This is a genomic window from Bacillus sp. AK25 (assembly GCF_048270685.1).
GTDB lineage: Bacteria > Bacillota > Bacilli > Bacillales > Bacillaceae > Bacillus > Bacillus altitudinis.
The window spans coordinates 2,043,097-2,057,172 of sequence record NZ_JBLUWC010000001.1 but is presented as its reverse complement, the minus strand read 5'-3'; the positions used below and the strand labels follow the sequence as shown (position 1 = coordinate 2,057,172).

15 protein-coding genes are annotated in these 14,076 nt (G+C 41.0%); all 15 read left to right on the top strand.

Translation table 11 applies throughout. The annotated features are described in order from the left end of the window. Nucleotides 1-82: 82 nt before the first annotated feature. The 15 genes from ACNO7B_RS10585 to ACNO7B_RS10515 all read left to right on the top strand — a co-directional run bounded on the left by ACNO7B_RS10585 (nt 83) and on the right by ACNO7B_RS10515 (nt 14,057). Nucleotides 83-841: a segregation/condensation protein A gene (locus ACNO7B_RS10585; protein ID WP_007501021.1), complete on the top strand. Its 759-nt coding sequence runs from the start codon at nt 83-85 to the stop codon at nt 839-841. Next, nucleotides 831-1,424, top strand: coding sequence for an SMC-Scp complex subunit ScpB (gene scpB, locus ACNO7B_RS10580; RefSeq protein ID WP_008344462.1), 594 nt, complete (start codon nt 831-833; stop codon nt 1,422-1,424). Before ACNO7B_RS10585 ends, scpB begins: the two co-directional genes overlap by 11 nt. Before the next feature lie 113 nt (nt 1,425-1,537). After that, nucleotides 1,538-2,017 carry a YpuI family protein gene (locus ACNO7B_RS10575; RefSeq protein WP_035702875.1) on the top strand — a complete coding sequence of 160 codons (480 nt, stop codon included), beginning with the start codon at nt 1,538-1,540 and terminating at the stop codon, nt 2,015-2,017. Between the two features lie 110 nt (nt 2,018-2,127). After that, nucleotides 2,128-3,279 carry a D-alanyl-D-alanine carboxypeptidase family protein gene (locus tag ACNO7B_RS10570; protein WP_035702877.1) on the top strand — a complete coding sequence of 384 codons (1,152 nt, stop codon included), beginning with the start codon at nt 2,128-2,130 and terminating at the stop codon, nt 3,277-3,279. After that, nucleotides 3,267-3,854, top strand: coding sequence for a nucleoside recognition domain-containing protein (locus ACNO7B_RS10565; RefSeq protein ID WP_008344468.1), 588 nt, complete (start codon nt 3,267-3,269; stop codon nt 3,852-3,854). The genes ACNO7B_RS10570 and ACNO7B_RS10565 overlap by 13 nt, the downstream gene beginning before the upstream one ends. A gap of 4 nt (nt 3,855-3,858) precedes the next feature. Next, on the top strand, nt 3,859-4,395 hold the full coding sequence (locus ACNO7B_RS10560) for a spore maturation protein (RefSeq protein WP_019743084.1): 537 nt from the start codon (nt 3,859-3,861) through the stop codon (nt 4,393-4,395). 134 nt (nt 4,396-4,529) lie between these two features. Further along, the gene (gene rluB, locus ACNO7B_RS10555; protein ID WP_008344472.1) at nt 4,530-5,264 is read left to right on the top strand and encodes a 23S rRNA pseudouridine(2605) synthase RluB; all 735 of its coding nucleotides are present in this window, start codon (nt 4,530-4,532) and stop codon (nt 5,262-5,264) included. A 90-nt stretch (nt 5,265-5,354) separates the two neighbouring features. After that, complete coding sequence (gene resA / locus ACNO7B_RS10550; RefSeq protein ID WP_008344474.1) at nt 5,355-5,885, top strand: thiol-disulfide oxidoreductase ResA; 531 nt, start codon at nt 5,355-5,357, stop codon at nt 5,883-5,885. 1 nt (nt 5,886) lies between these two features. Then, entirely contained in the window at nt 5,887-7,566 is a 1,680-nt protein-coding gene (resB, locus tag ACNO7B_RS10545; protein ID WP_411229521.1) for a cytochrome c biogenesis protein ResB, read from the top strand. Next, entirely contained in the window at nt 7,550-8,728 is a 1,179-nt protein-coding gene (ccsB, locus tag ACNO7B_RS10540) for a c-type cytochrome biogenesis protein CcsB (RefSeq protein WP_048003377.1), read from the top strand. Before resB ends, ccsB begins: the two co-directional genes overlap by 17 nt. 86 nt (nt 8,729-8,814) lie before the next feature. Beyond that, nucleotides 8,815-9,537: a response regulator transcription factor gene (locus ACNO7B_RS10535; RefSeq protein ID WP_003215596.1), complete on the top strand. Its 723-nt coding sequence runs from the start codon at nt 8,815-8,817 to the stop codon at nt 9,535-9,537. Beyond that, nucleotides 9,534-11,315 (top strand): ATP-binding protein, encoded by a 1,782-nt coding sequence (locus ACNO7B_RS10530; protein ID WP_008344481.1) that lies wholly within the window; start codon nt 9,534-9,536, stop codon nt 11,313-11,315. Before ACNO7B_RS10535 ends, ACNO7B_RS10530 begins: the two co-directional genes overlap by 4 nt. Before the next feature lie 202 nt (nt 11,316-11,517). After that, nucleotides 11,518-12,078 (top strand): RNA polymerase sigma factor SigX, encoded by a 561-nt coding sequence (sigX, locus tag ACNO7B_RS10525; RefSeq protein ID WP_417901485.1) that lies wholly within the window; start codon nt 11,518-11,520, stop codon nt 12,076-12,078. Next, nucleotides 12,038-13,144 carry a hypothetical protein gene (locus ACNO7B_RS10520; RefSeq protein WP_035702882.1) on the top strand — a complete coding sequence of 369 codons (1,107 nt, stop codon included), beginning with the start codon at nt 12,038-12,040 and terminating at the stop codon, nt 13,142-13,144. Before sigX ends, ACNO7B_RS10520 begins: the two co-directional genes overlap by 41 nt. Nucleotides 13,145-13,409: 265 nt before the next feature. Continuing rightward, complete coding sequence (locus ACNO7B_RS10515) at nt 13,410-14,057, top strand: M23 family metallopeptidase (protein ID WP_008344486.1); 648 nt, start codon at nt 13,410-13,412, stop codon at nt 14,055-14,057. Nucleotides 14,058-14,076: the final 19 nt, after the last annotated feature.

The following is a 14,076-nucleotide window of genomic DNA, read 5'->3' as shown; positions in this document are numbered from 1 at the left end:
GACGAGAGCTTTATGGTGTCTTATACTAAAGGTTAGCCGATGAAAACGGTACTTAGAAGACAGTAGAAATGGTGAGAAAAGAATGCTGGAATATCAGGTGAAAATAGATTCGTTTGAGGGTCCTTTGGACTTGCTTTTACATTTAATTAACCGTTTGGAAATTGATATTTATGATATTCCCGTCGCTAAAATTACGGAGCAGTATTTATTATATGTCCACACGATGAGGGAGCTTGAACTGGATGTTGCAAGTGAGTATTTGGTGATGGCTGCAACTCTCCTCAGCATTAAAAGCAGAATGCTTCTTCCAAAACAAGAGGAAGAGCTGTTTGATGAAGACCTGATGGAAGAAGAAGAGGACCCTCGTGATGAGCTGATTGGCAAATTAATTGAATACCGCAAGTATAAAAATGCAGCGCAAGAACTGAAGGAACGTGAAGAAGAGCGGCAAAACGCCTTCACAAAACCACCAAGTGATTTAAGTGAATTTGCAAAAGAAGCAGAAGCGAAGGACACAAACTTACACGTCACGGTGTATGATATGTTAGGTGCGTTCCAAAAGGTATTGAACCGCAAAAAAATAACAAAACCTGCACCATCAAAGATTACAAGACAAGAAATCCCGATTGAAGACAAAATGAATGAGATTATGAACCATTTAAGAAAAACAAAAAAGCGAACCAATTTCATGACTTTATTTCAACATGATCAAAAGGAACACCTTGTCGTGACGTTTCTTGCTGTTCTCGAATTGATGAAGAGCCATCAAATCATGCTAGAGCAGGAAGGAAACTTTGAAGATATTTATATCATAGGGAGTGAAACGATTCATGACGCTTGATATCGTGAATTGGAAAGCCATCTTAGAAGCGCTGCTATATGCAGCAGGTGACGAAGGCTTAACAAGAAAACAGCTCATGTCTGTTCTTGAAGTTGATGAGGCAGCGTTGCTTGATATTATGTCTGCCGTAAAGGAAGAATATCAAAAACAAGAACGAGGAATTGAGCTCATTGAATATGCAGATTCATACATGCTGCTGACGAAAAAAGAATACAGCGTATATTTAAAAAAATTAGTAGAGACACCATCGAAAGGTTTGTCACAGGCAGCGCTAGAAGTGCTCGCCATTGTCTCGTATAAACAACCGATTACACGCAGCGAAGTCGAGGAGATCAGAGGCGTTAAATCAGAACGAGTGCTGCATAGTTTAGTTGCCAAAGCACTGCTCTGTGAAGTAGGACGTGCCGATGGACCGGGACGAGCGATCCTTTATGGGACAACACCTACCTTTTTAGAGCAATTTGGTTTAAAAGCCTTAGATGAATTACCGCCACTTCCAGAGAATGTGGAAGCAGATGGGGTGCAAGAAGAGGCTGATCTCTTTTTTGAAAACTTCAATCAAACATTTGAAGAGATAAAATAGTTCAAAATAAGGAAAAATGTATGATAAAATATAACAAAGATTTTAGGTCTAAAATCTTTATTTGAAAGATAAAATGGTGACAAAGCCATGAGGGGAAGGTAAACACGAAACAAATGGCACATATGAATGTAAAGGCTCAAGTTGATCAAGCAGGCGTTTTTTTATCAAAGGTTGCAGTTGAAGTGAATGATTTTCTGAACGAAGCTACCTTATCAAGCTTGAAACGATTAAACCCGGAAGCGGAAGCCTATTATTGTGACATATTAAGTACATTGCGGAAGCTTGCAGTTTATAGCGAGGATGCCGCGGCGGTTTGTAGGAAAATCAGGCAGCAGCAGACATTCCCGCAGCAAGCCGCACAGCAGACGCTTCATCGTATTTATCATCAATGTATTGAAGAATTTTTTACACCAAAAAAGGATACATGGTATGAAGATAGCCGCTCAGCCTACACAGGAAAAAGCTGCATTGTTTTCCATTATGAAGTATCGGCTGAGGTCAAACGTTTGTTTTCTTCATTAGAAAAAGATTTTTTAACGATGAGAGAAGAGCTGGAATATACAACATCTCATCAGCAAATGAAAATGGTATAAAGAAGACAAGGCAACTCTTATATGAGAGTTGCTTTTTTTTATGGACGAGGCATCATAACTTTTTCAGCCGCGCATACACTTGTACAAAACGGACAAGGACGTGAATGAACATGCCCTATTTAAAAATTGGAACAGCAGTCCTTCTTCTATTAACACTCTTACTGCCTTTTTCCTCACACGCTCAAGCAGACGTCTCATTATCGGTGAGTGCGAGAAGTGCCATTTTAATAGATGGACAGTCAGGCAGAGTCCTATTTGGAAAGGACGAGCACGAAAAAAGAAGAATCGCCAGTATCACAAAAATTATGACGGCTGTATTAGCCATTGAATCAGGAAAAATGAACGACATGGTCAAAGTGTCAAAACGTGCGATTCAAGCGGAAGGTTCTTCGATTTATTTAAAGGAAGGACAGAAGGTGAGTTTAGAAGACTTGACATACGGGCTCATGCTGCGCTCTGGAAATGATGCAGCTGTTGCCATTGCAGAACATGTTGGCGGCAGCTTAGAAGGGTTTATTTTTATGATGAACCAAAAGGCCTCTGAACTAGGCATGGAGAATACGAATTTTCAAAATCCGCATGGACTCGATGATCATAAAAACCATTATTCATCAGCTTATGATATGGCAATCTTAACGAAATACGCCATGAAGCATCAGCAATATCAAAAAATTGCCGGTACCACCTTTTATAAAGCAAAAACAATCGAAGGTTATTGGAAAAACAAAAACAAGCTGCTCACTGGTTTATATCAATATTCGACTGGAGGGAAGACAGGATATACAAAACTTGCAAAACGCACGCTTGTCTCCACAGCTGCAAAAGGAGATGCTGCGCTCATTGCTGTGACGATTAATGCACCGGATGATTGGAAGGATCATATCTCAATGTTTGAGTATGCATTTGATCACTATAAAACGTATGTGCTTGCTGAAAAAGGCAGGCTCGCTTCGTTAAAAGGGACTTTTTACGAAAAAAAAGCGTTTATTAAGCGGGATGTGGACTATTTTTTAAATGAAGATGAGAAAAAACTAGTGGAAATCGAAACGGAAATGCTGACGCCTGAAAAGAAATGGGAGAAAAACAAAGAAGCGATCCCAGATGTAGTAGGGAAAATGACGTTCTTACTGGATGGTCAGGTGATTGAGCAAGTCCCCATTTTTTATGAAAATAAACGCAACCGAATGCCTCAAAAAAGCTTTCAAGAAATGTTTAAGTCTGTCTTTCAGACATCGATAGGCGGATCTTCATGGTCAATCTGATCTGGGTATTCCTCACGGTCATCGGTCTTGTCTATGCAATGTTTAACGGAACGATGCATGAAGTGAACGAAGCGGTCTTTAAAGGATCAAAAGAAGCGGTCACCATTTCAATTGGGTTGATTAGTGTTCTTGTATTCTGGCTAGGATTGATGAAGATCGCAGAAGAAGCGGGGTTGTTACATTTCTTTAGTAAATTATGCCGGCCCTTTATCTCAAAACTATTTCCTGAGATTCCTGCGAATCATCCAGCGATGGGGTATATTCTGTCCAATCTCATGGCAAATTTCTTTGGCCTTGGCAATGCCGCCACTCCACTTGGGATTAAGGCGATGGAGCAGATGAAAGTATTAAATGGCGGAAAAAATGAGGCGAGCCGGTCTATGATCACTTTTTTAGCAGTCAATACATCTTCTATCACACTTGTGCCAACGACTGTCATTGCCATTCGTATGACCTATGGCGCAGATCAGCCAACAGATATTGTAGGCCCAACCATTTTGGCGACACTTATTTCAGGTATCGGTGCGATTATGATTGATCGCTATTTCCACTATCGCAGAAGCAGGCGGGGGTGATCTTGTGGCATTTATTAACTGGCTGTCACTTGCTTTGATTCCACTGATCATCGCAGGAATATTGATTGCAGGGACGATTAAAAAAGTACCGACGTACGAAACATTTGTAGAAGGCGGGAAAGAAGGCATTCAAATTGCCTTTTCAATCATTCCGTATTTAGTCGGTATGCTTGTCGCCATTACGATTTTCCGAGCATCAGGTGCCCTTGACTTTGTCATGGAATTATTGAAACCTGTGTTTACAGCGATTGGTATTCCTACAGAAGTGGTGCCGCTAGCTTTGATACGCCCTATATCAGGAACAGCGGCGCTTGGTATGACATCAGACTTAATTGCGACTTATGGTCCAGATTCTTTTATCGGCAAGCTTGCCGCCGTTATGCAAGGGTCAACGGATACGACCCTTTATATTTTAACCGTCTATTTTGGAGCAGTTGGTATTAAAAAAATGGGAGATGCACTGAAAGTGGGGCTGCTTGCAGACCTGATTGGGATCATTGCATCGATTATTATCGTCAGTTTGTTATTTAGCGGCGCCTAATCAGGTGCTTTTTTTATTTCGTGGATGGAAAACAGCTTTTTTGTTGAAATTAGACAGATGAAACGCTTATTTTTCCACGAATGCTTGTTTGTTTCAAGCCAAGCAAGTAAGATAGTACATGAGGTGAAAGACAAATGGAACGTTTACAGAAAGTAATTGCCCATGCCGGCGTCGCTTCTAGACGAAAGGCTGAAGAATTAATTAAAGAAGGACGAGTTACCGTTAATGGTGAAACAGTGACAGAGCTCGGAGTAAAGGTGGGCTCTTCAGATAAAATTGAAGTCAATGGCTTAAAGCTTGAAAGAGAAGAACCGGTTTACTTTATGCTTTATAAACCGCGCGGCGTCATTTCAGCTGCCGAGGATGATAAAGGACGCAAAGTCGTGACAGACTTCTTTGATGATGTTCCGCAGCGTCTGTATCCAATCGGCCGGTTGGATTATGATACGAGCGGTTTAATTTTGATTACAAATGATGGTGAGTTTGCCCATAAGCTCATGCATCCGAAATATCAAATTGATAAAACGTATGCAGCGAAACTAAAAGGCATCCCTTCAAAAGAATTGCTTAGAAAGTTAGAAAAAGGAATCATGTTAGACCATAAAAAAACAGCACCTGCCCGTGCCAAAATGCTTTCAATTGATAAACGAAAGCAAACATGTATTGTGCAATTAACCATCCATGAAGGCAGAAACAGACAGGTTCGCCGCATGTTTGAAGCAATCGGCCACGACGTTTTAAAACTCAAAAGAGAGCAATATGCTTTCCTTCATATTGAAGGTATGAGACCAGGAGATCGCAGAGAATTGACGCCGCATGAAGTAAAACGTCTGAGAGCGATTGCGGATCATGGGAAAAGCGCTTTTTAATTTTCACATAAACTTCAAAAAATGAAGAAGCATCAAAAGAAGGAGAATGCTATAATTTACCTGAATGTCTATGGGGAAGGGGTACTTCAGATGAAGAAAAGACGATTTTTCATACGGACGGGCATTCTCCTCGTGATGCTTGCTGCACTATGTTATACGATGTATAACTCAGTATTTGCCAAACAGGATCAAGTCAAAGAAGGATCTATTGCGCCTAACTTTGTCCTTCAATCGGTAGATGGGGAACGGATTGAATTAAAGGACTTAAAAGGCAAAGGCGTCTTTCTCAATTTTTGGGGTACATGGTGCGGTCCATGTAAGCAGGAATTCCCTTATATGGCAAATCAGTATGAAGTGTTCAAGGATCGCGGTGTCGAAATTGTTGCCGTGAATGTGGGGGAATCCAATATTGCTGTGAAGAACTTTATGGATGCTTATGGCGTGAATTTTCCTGTTGCCATGGACAAAGATCGTCAAGTGACAGAGGCATATGATATTACGCCGCTGCCAACCACATTTTTAATTAATCCTGAAGGCAAAGTAATCAAAGTCATAAAGGGAACGATGACAGAACGTAATGTCTATGAATATATGAATTTGATTAAACCAAAGGGGTCATAGAATGAAAGAGGTAAAGTGCGAGTGTGGACATATTAATCCAATCGGTACTGTTCTATGTGAATCATGCGGGAATCCCATTGCAGCAAAAGAGAAAAATTCATCAAAGCTGCTTGATATGAGATATGACGGCAGTGCAAGACGCTCGCAAACATACAACAAAACGATTGTTGATAAAGTATGGAACTTTTTTTCTTCCGTAAAAGTGGGTGTGTGGCTCATTGTCATCACACTGTTAGCTTCTTCGCTAGGAACTATTTTTCCGCAGGAGCGGTTTATTCCGCCAGGTGCATCAGCTTCCACTTATTATGAGGAGCAGTATGGGTCGTTTGGCAAGTTATATTACATCCTTGGATTCCATGATCTTTATAATTCTTGGTGGTTTTTAGCCCTTGTCGCATCTATCGGAATTTCCCTTGTGATTTGCAGCCTTGATCGAGTGATTCCACTTTATCGTGCACTCAAAAATCAAGGGGTTGTCAAAAAAGAAGGCTTTATGAGAAGGCAGCGTCTTTTCAGCGAAACAAACAAAACATTAGATCAACATACATATGAAGGCATCGTTAGTAAGATGAAACAAAAGCGTTACCGCGTACGAGAAGAAGATGGACATATTTTAGCTGAAAAAGGCCGCTTTTCCCGCTGGGGACCTTACGTCAATCATATTGGATTAATTATATTTCTCATTGGATCTATGCTCCGGTTTGTTCCGGGAATGTACGTGGATGAAACATTATGGGTAAGAGAAGGCGAAACGGCACCAATCCCAGGGACGGGAGGCCAATACTTCTTAAAGAATAACGCATTTTCAATTGACCGCTATGAATCTGAAAAAGAAAAAGAAGTCTTTGAAAATGCGATTGAAAAGGCTGGCGATGGTCAAGTCGTCAAAAGTTATAAAACCGATGCCGTTTTATACAAACGTGAAGGGGAAGTTGTTTTTGGTGAAAAGCCCAAGCTGAAGCAGGTAACAGAACACGATATTAAAGTGAATGAACCGCTTAAGTTTGACAATTTCTCATTATATCAAGTGGATTTTAAACAAAATGAACTCGATCAAATGGTCTTTCAGCTGATTCGAAAAGATACTGAGAAATCTTTCGGAACAGTGAAGATTAATCTGCTGGAGCCTAAGTCAGAATATGATCTTGGTAGCGGTTACAAAGTCAAGGTGATGAGTTATTTGCCTGATTTTTATTTTGACGAAGATGGCACACCTAGTACGAAAACGAGGAATCCGAATAATCCTGCGTTCGTATTTGAAATGATCTCTCCTGAAAAACCAAAAGGTGAAAAAAGCTTTGTCGCAATTCAAGAGACAGTAGAGGGTTCTGATAACAATCTTTATAAAATGAAATTTGACCGGGTTGAAACAAAAAACGTGACAGGTTTAACGGTTCGAAAAGACTTAACACTCTGGGTACTTATTGTTGGCGGAATGATCTTTATGATTGGTGTCGTACAAGGGATGTACTGGCAGCATAGAAGAATCTGGCTATCGGCAAAGGATGGAAAAGTATTTGTGGCAGGACATACAAACAAAAACTGGTTCGGCTTAAAGTCTGATCTTAAGGTGTTGCTGCACGACAGTGGCATCAAACAGCCAGTGGATCAAAAAGAACTGCCTGATACAACAAGTATCAGCAAAAGCAAGGGGGAAGGGTTAGATGGCGGCAGTCAGTGAAAACCTGTTATTTGCAGCTTTTCTATTTTATTTAGCGGCAGTTCCTTTTTTTGGAGGGGCCATTAAAGGAAAAAAGAAAGAAGAGGGTCCGCGCAAAAATAAGGCGGCACTTATCGGCATAACGCTCACCATCATTGGTTTTTTGAGTCAATTTGGCTATTTTATTTCAAGGTGGATCGCGTCTGGTCACGCACCAGTCAGTAATCTGTTTGAATTCACCACAGCCTTTGGCATGATGCTGGTGCTCGCATTTATTATTTTATATTTTGTCTATCAAGTGTCTGTGCTAGGTTTATTCACACTTCCAATCGCTTTATTAATCATTGCTTATGCAAGCATGTTTCCATCGGATATTTCACCGCTGATTCCTTCGCTTCAAAGTAATTGGCTATATATTCACGTCACGACAGCAGCGCTTGGTCAAGCCATTTTGGCGATCAGTTTTGTGGCAGGTGTGATTTTTCTTTTGAAGCATGTCGATCAAACAAAACCGGGGAAGAAAACCTTTGGCTTAGAGCTGGTCATGTTTATGATTGTGGTCACCCTTGCATTTATCGCTGTCACGTCCATCTTTAGAATGACAGGGTATGAAGCGGAATTTAATTGGGTAGATAAAAATAAAGAAGAGAGCGTCATGGTCTATGAGCTGCCTGCCTTAGTAGGACCTCATAAAGGAGAACTTATCACAAAAGATCGTTTAGAGCCTGTGGTTGATCTGCCGCCTGTTTTTTCAGGTAGAAAGGTGAATACAGTGCTGTGGTCATTTGGCGTTGGGCTGATCATTTATGGACTGCTAAGATTGATCATTCGCAAACGACTAAGTGCGCTGCTTCAGCCGCTCGTAAGACAGGTGAATCTTGATTTAGTCGATGAAATTGGATACAGGGCTGTTTCCATAGGATTCCCTGTATTTGCGTTAGGCGGTCTTATTTTTGCGATGATCTGGGCACAAATTGCATGGACGAGATTCTGGGGATGGGACCCGAAGGAAGTATGGGCTTTAATTACATTTTTATTTTACGCCGCCTATCTCCACCTTCGGTTATCACGAGGCTGGCATGGTGAAAAGTCCGCTTGGCTTGCTGTAATCGGATTTGCGATCATTATGTTTAACCTTATCTTTGTCAACCTAGTGATTGCGGGGCTTCATTCTTACGCGTAATCGCATGAAAAAGGCCAACTTTTATGATTCGATTCGGCTTTTTGTTAAAATGTATGTAACAACGGAGAAAGCAGGAGGATTGTCTAATGGAACACACAACTCAAACGAAAATATTAGTCGTCGATGACGAGGCAAGAATTCGCCGCCTTTTAAAAATGTATTTAGAACGGGAAAATTATGAAATTGATGAAGCGGAAAATGGGGATGAAGCTATTCAAAAAGGACTTCAAACCGATTATGACCTCATTTTGCTTGATTTAATGATGCCTGGGACAGATGGGATTGAAGTGTGTAATCAAATCCGAGATAAAAAAGCCACACCAATTATTATGCTGACAGCAAAAGGTGAGGAAGCTAACCGTGTGCAAGGCTTTGAGGCAGGAACGGATGATTATATCGTTAAACCTTTCAGCCCGCGTGAAGTGGTTCTTCGTGTGAAAGCACTGCTAAGAAGATCGTCGCAAACGTCATACCTTAATACTGGAACAACCACAAAAGATGTTCTCGTGTTTTCTCATCTATCCATTGATCATGATGCACACCGGGTCACAGCAGATGGAAAAGAAGTCAGCCTCACGCCGAAGGAATACGAACTTTTGTACTTCTTGGCAAAAACGCCGGATAAGGTCTATGACAGGGAAAAGCTTCTCAAAGAAGTGTGGCAGTATGAATTCTTTGGGGATCTGAGAACAGTGGATACCCACGTCAAAAGGCTTCGCGAAAAACTAAATAAAGTGTCACCAGAAGCAGCGAAAAAAATCGTGACAGTATGGGGTGTCGGGTACAAATTTGAGGTCGGCGCTGAATGAAGCTGTGGAAAAGTGTCGTAGGAAAGCTATGGTTAACCATTCTTTTCCTCGTGCTCATTGTTTTATCGATTTTAACTGTGCTTCTTTTAGAGTTCATTGAGAATTACCATGTGGAAGAAGCAAAGTCTGATTTAACACAAATGGCCAACAAAGTAGCAGTCATTTTAGAAAGCCATGAGGATCAATCACTTGCAAGATCGATTACATCAGAACTAGCTGATAAATTGACAAGTATCGCGATTGTTCAAGAGGATGGACTAGAATGGTATTCGTCTGAAAAAGGCGGGAAGCTTCCTGCGATCACAAAAGAACAAATTGAAGCAGACAAAGATTTGAACAAAGCACTGACACAACGAAAAAAAATCAGTAAACGAGCTGAATCTGATACAGGCAATCAGAAGGATGAGCGCATTGTAGTAGGTGTTCCTTACGAGGCGAACGGAAAGAAAGGGATGGTCTTTCTTTCTCAATCCCTCCTCGCTGTAGAGCAGACAACAAAACATACGACGCGTTATATCTTCCTCGCAGCCGGAATTGCGATTGTGCTGACGACAATTTTCGCTTTCTTCTTATCCACTCGTGTCACCTACCCTCTCAGAAAGATGAGAGAGGGAGCACAAGATTTGGCGAAAGGGAAATTTGATACAAAGATTCCTATTTTAACGCAAGATGAAATTGGGGAACTGGCGATCGCCTTTAATCAAATGGGTAAGCAGCTTAAATTTCATATAACCGCTTTAAATCAAGAAAAAGAACATTTGTCCAACATTCTGAGCAGTATGGCAGACGGTGTCATCACGATCAATATTGATGGAACGATCCTCATGACAAATCCTCCTGCAGAAAGATTCTTGCAGGCTTGGTATTACGAGCAAAATATGAAGATCAAAGATGGGGATGAACTGCCGCCAGAAGCGCGTGAATTGTTTCATACTGCCGTCAGTACGGAAAAAGAGCAAATGATCGAAGTCACGCTGCAAGGGCGTACTTGGGTTCTTCTCATGTCTCCGCTTTATAACCAGCAAGATGTCAGAGGGGCGGTTGCGGTGCTTCGCGATATGACAGAAGAGAGAAGACTGGATAAGCTAAGAAAAGACTTCATTGCAAATGTCAGTCATGAACTCCGTACACCTATTGCTATGCTGCAGGGCTATAGTGAAGCGATTGTCGATGACATTGCCGGATCAGAAGAGGAAAAGAAAGAGATTGCCCAAATTATCTATGACGAATCACTTCGAATGGGGCGTCTTGTGAATGATCTTCTCGATCTCGCACGTATGGAAGCTGGTCATATTACACTGAATCTTGAATCAACTGATACAGAAGAGCTGACTGAAAAAATCTACCGTAAATTCCTTGGAATTGCGAAAGAAAAACAAATCAACCTGACGTATGAAATTCAAGTAGAAGAACCGTATTTTGTATTTGATCCAGATAAAATAGAACAGGTTTTTACAAATCTCATCGATAATGCCATTCGTCATACACCAGAAGGCGGAGAAGTTCACTTCTCAGTTCAATCGGTGGAAAATGGGCTCAAGATGGATGTGAAAGATTCGGGAAGCGGCATTCCTGAAGAGGATCTCCCGTTTATTTTTGAACGGTTCTATAAAGCAGATAAAGCAAGAACAAGAGGACGTTCCGGTACGGGGCTGGGTCTTGCGATTGTGAAAAACATCGTAGAAGCACATCAAGGCTCCATTCATGCACATAGTAAAGCTGGAACAGGTACTCACTTCACTTTCTATATTCCGAAAAAAAAGCAGGAACTCGTCTAATCTTGACGAAGAATCTTGTTACATGAGAAACACTTCTTTTCGAAAGAAAATGAAGTGTTTTTTCTATTTTCATATTTTTAAGGAGAAGTTAAACTAAAAGCCCTTTCCAAATTGTCGATCTTGTAATATATTTGTCATAAAGTTGTAATGTAACGTTTTGTGAGAGTCACTCGACAAAAATAAGTGAACGGAGGGGTTTCCTATGCATGAAACCTTTCAAAAAATATATGATTCGTACCATCAAGATTTGTACCAATTTTTATTTTATATGGTAAAAGATAAAAATCAGGCAGAGGATCTCGTGCAGGAGGTTTACATTCGGGTACTTCACTCATATAAAACTTTTGAAGGAAGAAGCAGCGAGAAAACATGGCTGTTTTCAATTGCAAGGCATGTGGCAATTGACTGGTTTCGCAAACAGCAAACCATCAGACAACGGGTGCTCGGCACGTTTGATTGGGATAAACAGGATGTAAAAGATCCAGACCTGCTCCCAGATGAATTGGCTGTACAGGATGAAATTATCAAAGAAATTTATGCCGCACTTGATCATTGCACCATTGATCAACGAGCCGTCATCATTTTAAGGTTTATCCAAGGCTACTCAATCATGGAGACGGCCAAGGCGCTAAAGTTCTCGGAAAGCAAAGTCAAAACAACGCAGCACCGAGGCCTGAAAGTGCTCCGAAAACATATGGAGCTTTTGAAGGAGGAGCTAGTGAATGAAAACGAACAGGTCCAATTGGAGCGAAGAACGAATTAAAGTATTACTCAGTCAGCTTCCAAAGGTGGAGGACAACCGTTCATCTAAGCAGATTTACCAGCAAATGCTGATGGCAAGCGGGAAGAAAAAGAAAAGTGCCAGATGGATCGGTCCAGCGGTCGCAACCGTTGTGGTCTTATTTATGGCGTTTTTGATTTCTCCTCATTTATTTCAGCCGGCTGCTCAAGATATAAAGAAATTGAAAATGGATTCGAGTGCTGAAAAAGGACAGGTGAACGCTACATTAGAGGCGGTAAAAAACACAAATGATCCTTCACATGTTGCTTACGCATCTGACAAAGAAAAGTATATGACGATTTCATACATAGATGAATCGACTTCTCAAGTTGTCCCAATCAGTATTCAAAAAGAAAATAAGCATGATAATGTGCAGGCGCTTCTTGATACATATGAAAAATTGGAGCTGCCTGAAATGACAAAACCTCTTCAAGCTTATATGGATATGGTGGATGTGAGTGAAAAAGGGGATACACTGATTTTTCAGCTGAAAAATGATTTGTCTCTTGATACATTAAAAGAAGCCAACCGTTTTAAAGACATGGTCAAAGAAACGTTAAAATGGAGCCAATATAAACAAGTACAGGTCAAGTCTGTCAATGGCTCGCACCTTCAATTAGGGACGAATGGCCGTCTTGGTACCATTTCAATTAATAAACAAACAAAGCACGCTTACTACGTTTTAGAAAATAAGAGTGGGACATTTTTGGTGCCGTCAAAAGATGATTATCCTTCTTATAAAGATGCAGTAGAGGCGATGAAGCGGGCGAATGATGCAGGACTCGATCCACTCATTAAAGAAGAGCCTATTAAAAAAGTGACATCAAAAGGAAAACATGCAACCATCACGTTTGGAGCATCAGCACAATTAACGGACTCAATTGATCATATTTTACTTATTGAAGGACTGCTGCTCACAGCGAAAGATTTCGGTTTTACAGATGTCACGATACAAAATGCAGGAACAGATCAAGTAGGCCCATATGAATTAAAAGAACCGCTAGAGGTACCGGCACTGCCAAACCCAGTTGTTATCAAAGAACGCTAAAGGACGCAACTTATTGCGTTCTCAGCGTGTAGACAAACCCTCGCATTCTTTGTCAGTCCTGCGCTCCGGTGCTCGTCCTTTCTAGACTGCAAAGGTTTTCTATCACGCTGAAAAGAAGACAAAGGGCTAAAATCAAGTTCATTTTAGCCCTTTGTCAACAATCTGAGGACGCAACTTATTGCGTTCTTTTTTCATGTATAGAAAAGGGCTTCCTTGAGGTATACTAAGCTGTCATGAAAAGAACTTCAAAGAAGGGAAGTCACTGATGAAAAGGTATTGCTACATATGTGCTAGCTGTTTCTTGTTCTTGACCTTATCACCGTTTGCCCATGCAGAGAAAACAACCGAGTGGGTGGAACCAATCAAAGGTGAAGTCACTGATTTGTTTGGGACAAGAGGTGGTTCGCATAAGGGGTTAGACATTGCTGCACCAGAAGGAGAATCCATTTTTGCTGCTAGCGAAGGTGTGGTTACTCGTTCCTATGTATCTGCTACATATGGTGAAGTTGTATTTATTCGGCATCCAAATGGATATGAAACCGTCTATGCGCATTTAAATGCGCGTTTTGTAAAGAATGGTGACCATGTACAAACAGGGCAGCCGATCGGCATCATAGGCAACACAGGCGCTTCTAGGGGCACTCATTTGCATTTTGAGGTGCACAGGGGTAATTGGTCAGTTAGTAAAGAAGATGCAGTAGATCCGCTCACAATCATTGCAAGAGATCGTTTCCAAGAGCCAGCCCTTCATGTAGATGGATATGAGAAACATACATATGTCATACAACGAGGGGACACGCTCTGGTCCATTGCTAAAGCACATCAAATGACCGTTGATCAATTGAAGAAAATCAATGCACTGACAAAGAATCTCATACGTACAGGTGAACGTTTAATCGTTTCAACAAAATAAACCTCATGCAAAAGCATGA

Coding starts and splice junctions, on each gene's coding strand:
- ACNO7B_RS10520 (WP_035702882.1), top strand. CDS start 12,038: ATGAAAACGAACAGGTCCAATTGGAGCGAAGAACGAATTAAAGTATTA.
- ACNO7B_RS10535 (WP_003215596.1), top strand. CDS start 8,815: ATGGAACACACAACTCAAACGAAAATATTAGTCGTCGATGACGAGGCA.
- resA (WP_008344474.1), top strand. CDS start 5,355: ATGAAGAAAAGACGATTTTTCATACGGACGGGCATTCTCCTCGTGATG.
- scpB (WP_008344462.1), top strand. CDS start 831: ATGACGCTTGATATCGTGAATTGGAAAGCCATCTTAGAAGCGCTGCTA.
- ccsB (WP_048003377.1), top strand. CDS start 7,550: ATGGCGGCAGTCAGTGAAAACCTGTTATTTGCAGCTTTTCTATTTTAT.
- ACNO7B_RS10585 (WP_007501021.1), top strand. CDS start 83: ATGCTGGAATATCAGGTGAAAATAGATTCGTTTGAGGGTCCTTTGGAC.
- ACNO7B_RS10565 (WP_008344468.1), top strand. CDS start 3,267: ATGGTCAATCTGATCTGGGTATTCCTCACGGTCATCGGTCTTGTCTAT.
- ACNO7B_RS10515 (WP_008344486.1), top strand. CDS start 13,410: ATGAAAAGGTATTGCTACATATGTGCTAGCTGTTTCTTGTTCTTGACC.
- rluB (WP_008344472.1), top strand. CDS start 4,530: ATGGAACGTTTACAGAAAGTAATTGCCCATGCCGGCGTCGCTTCTAGA.
- ACNO7B_RS10570 (WP_035702877.1), top strand. CDS start 2,128: ATGCCCTATTTAAAAATTGGAACAGCAGTCCTTCTTCTATTAACACTC.
- sigX (WP_417901485.1), top strand. CDS start 11,518: ATGCATGAAACCTTTCAAAAAATATATGATTCGTACCATCAAGATTTG.
- ACNO7B_RS10530 (WP_008344481.1), top strand. CDS start 9,534: ATGAAGCTGTGGAAAAGTGTCGTAGGAAAGCTATGGTTAACCATTCTT.
- resB (WP_411229521.1), top strand. CDS start 5,887: ATGAAAGAGGTAAAGTGCGAGTGTGGACATATTAATCCAATCGGTACT.
- ACNO7B_RS10575 (WP_035702875.1), top strand. CDS start 1,538: ATGGCACATATGAATGTAAAGGCTCAAGTTGATCAAGCAGGCGTTTTT.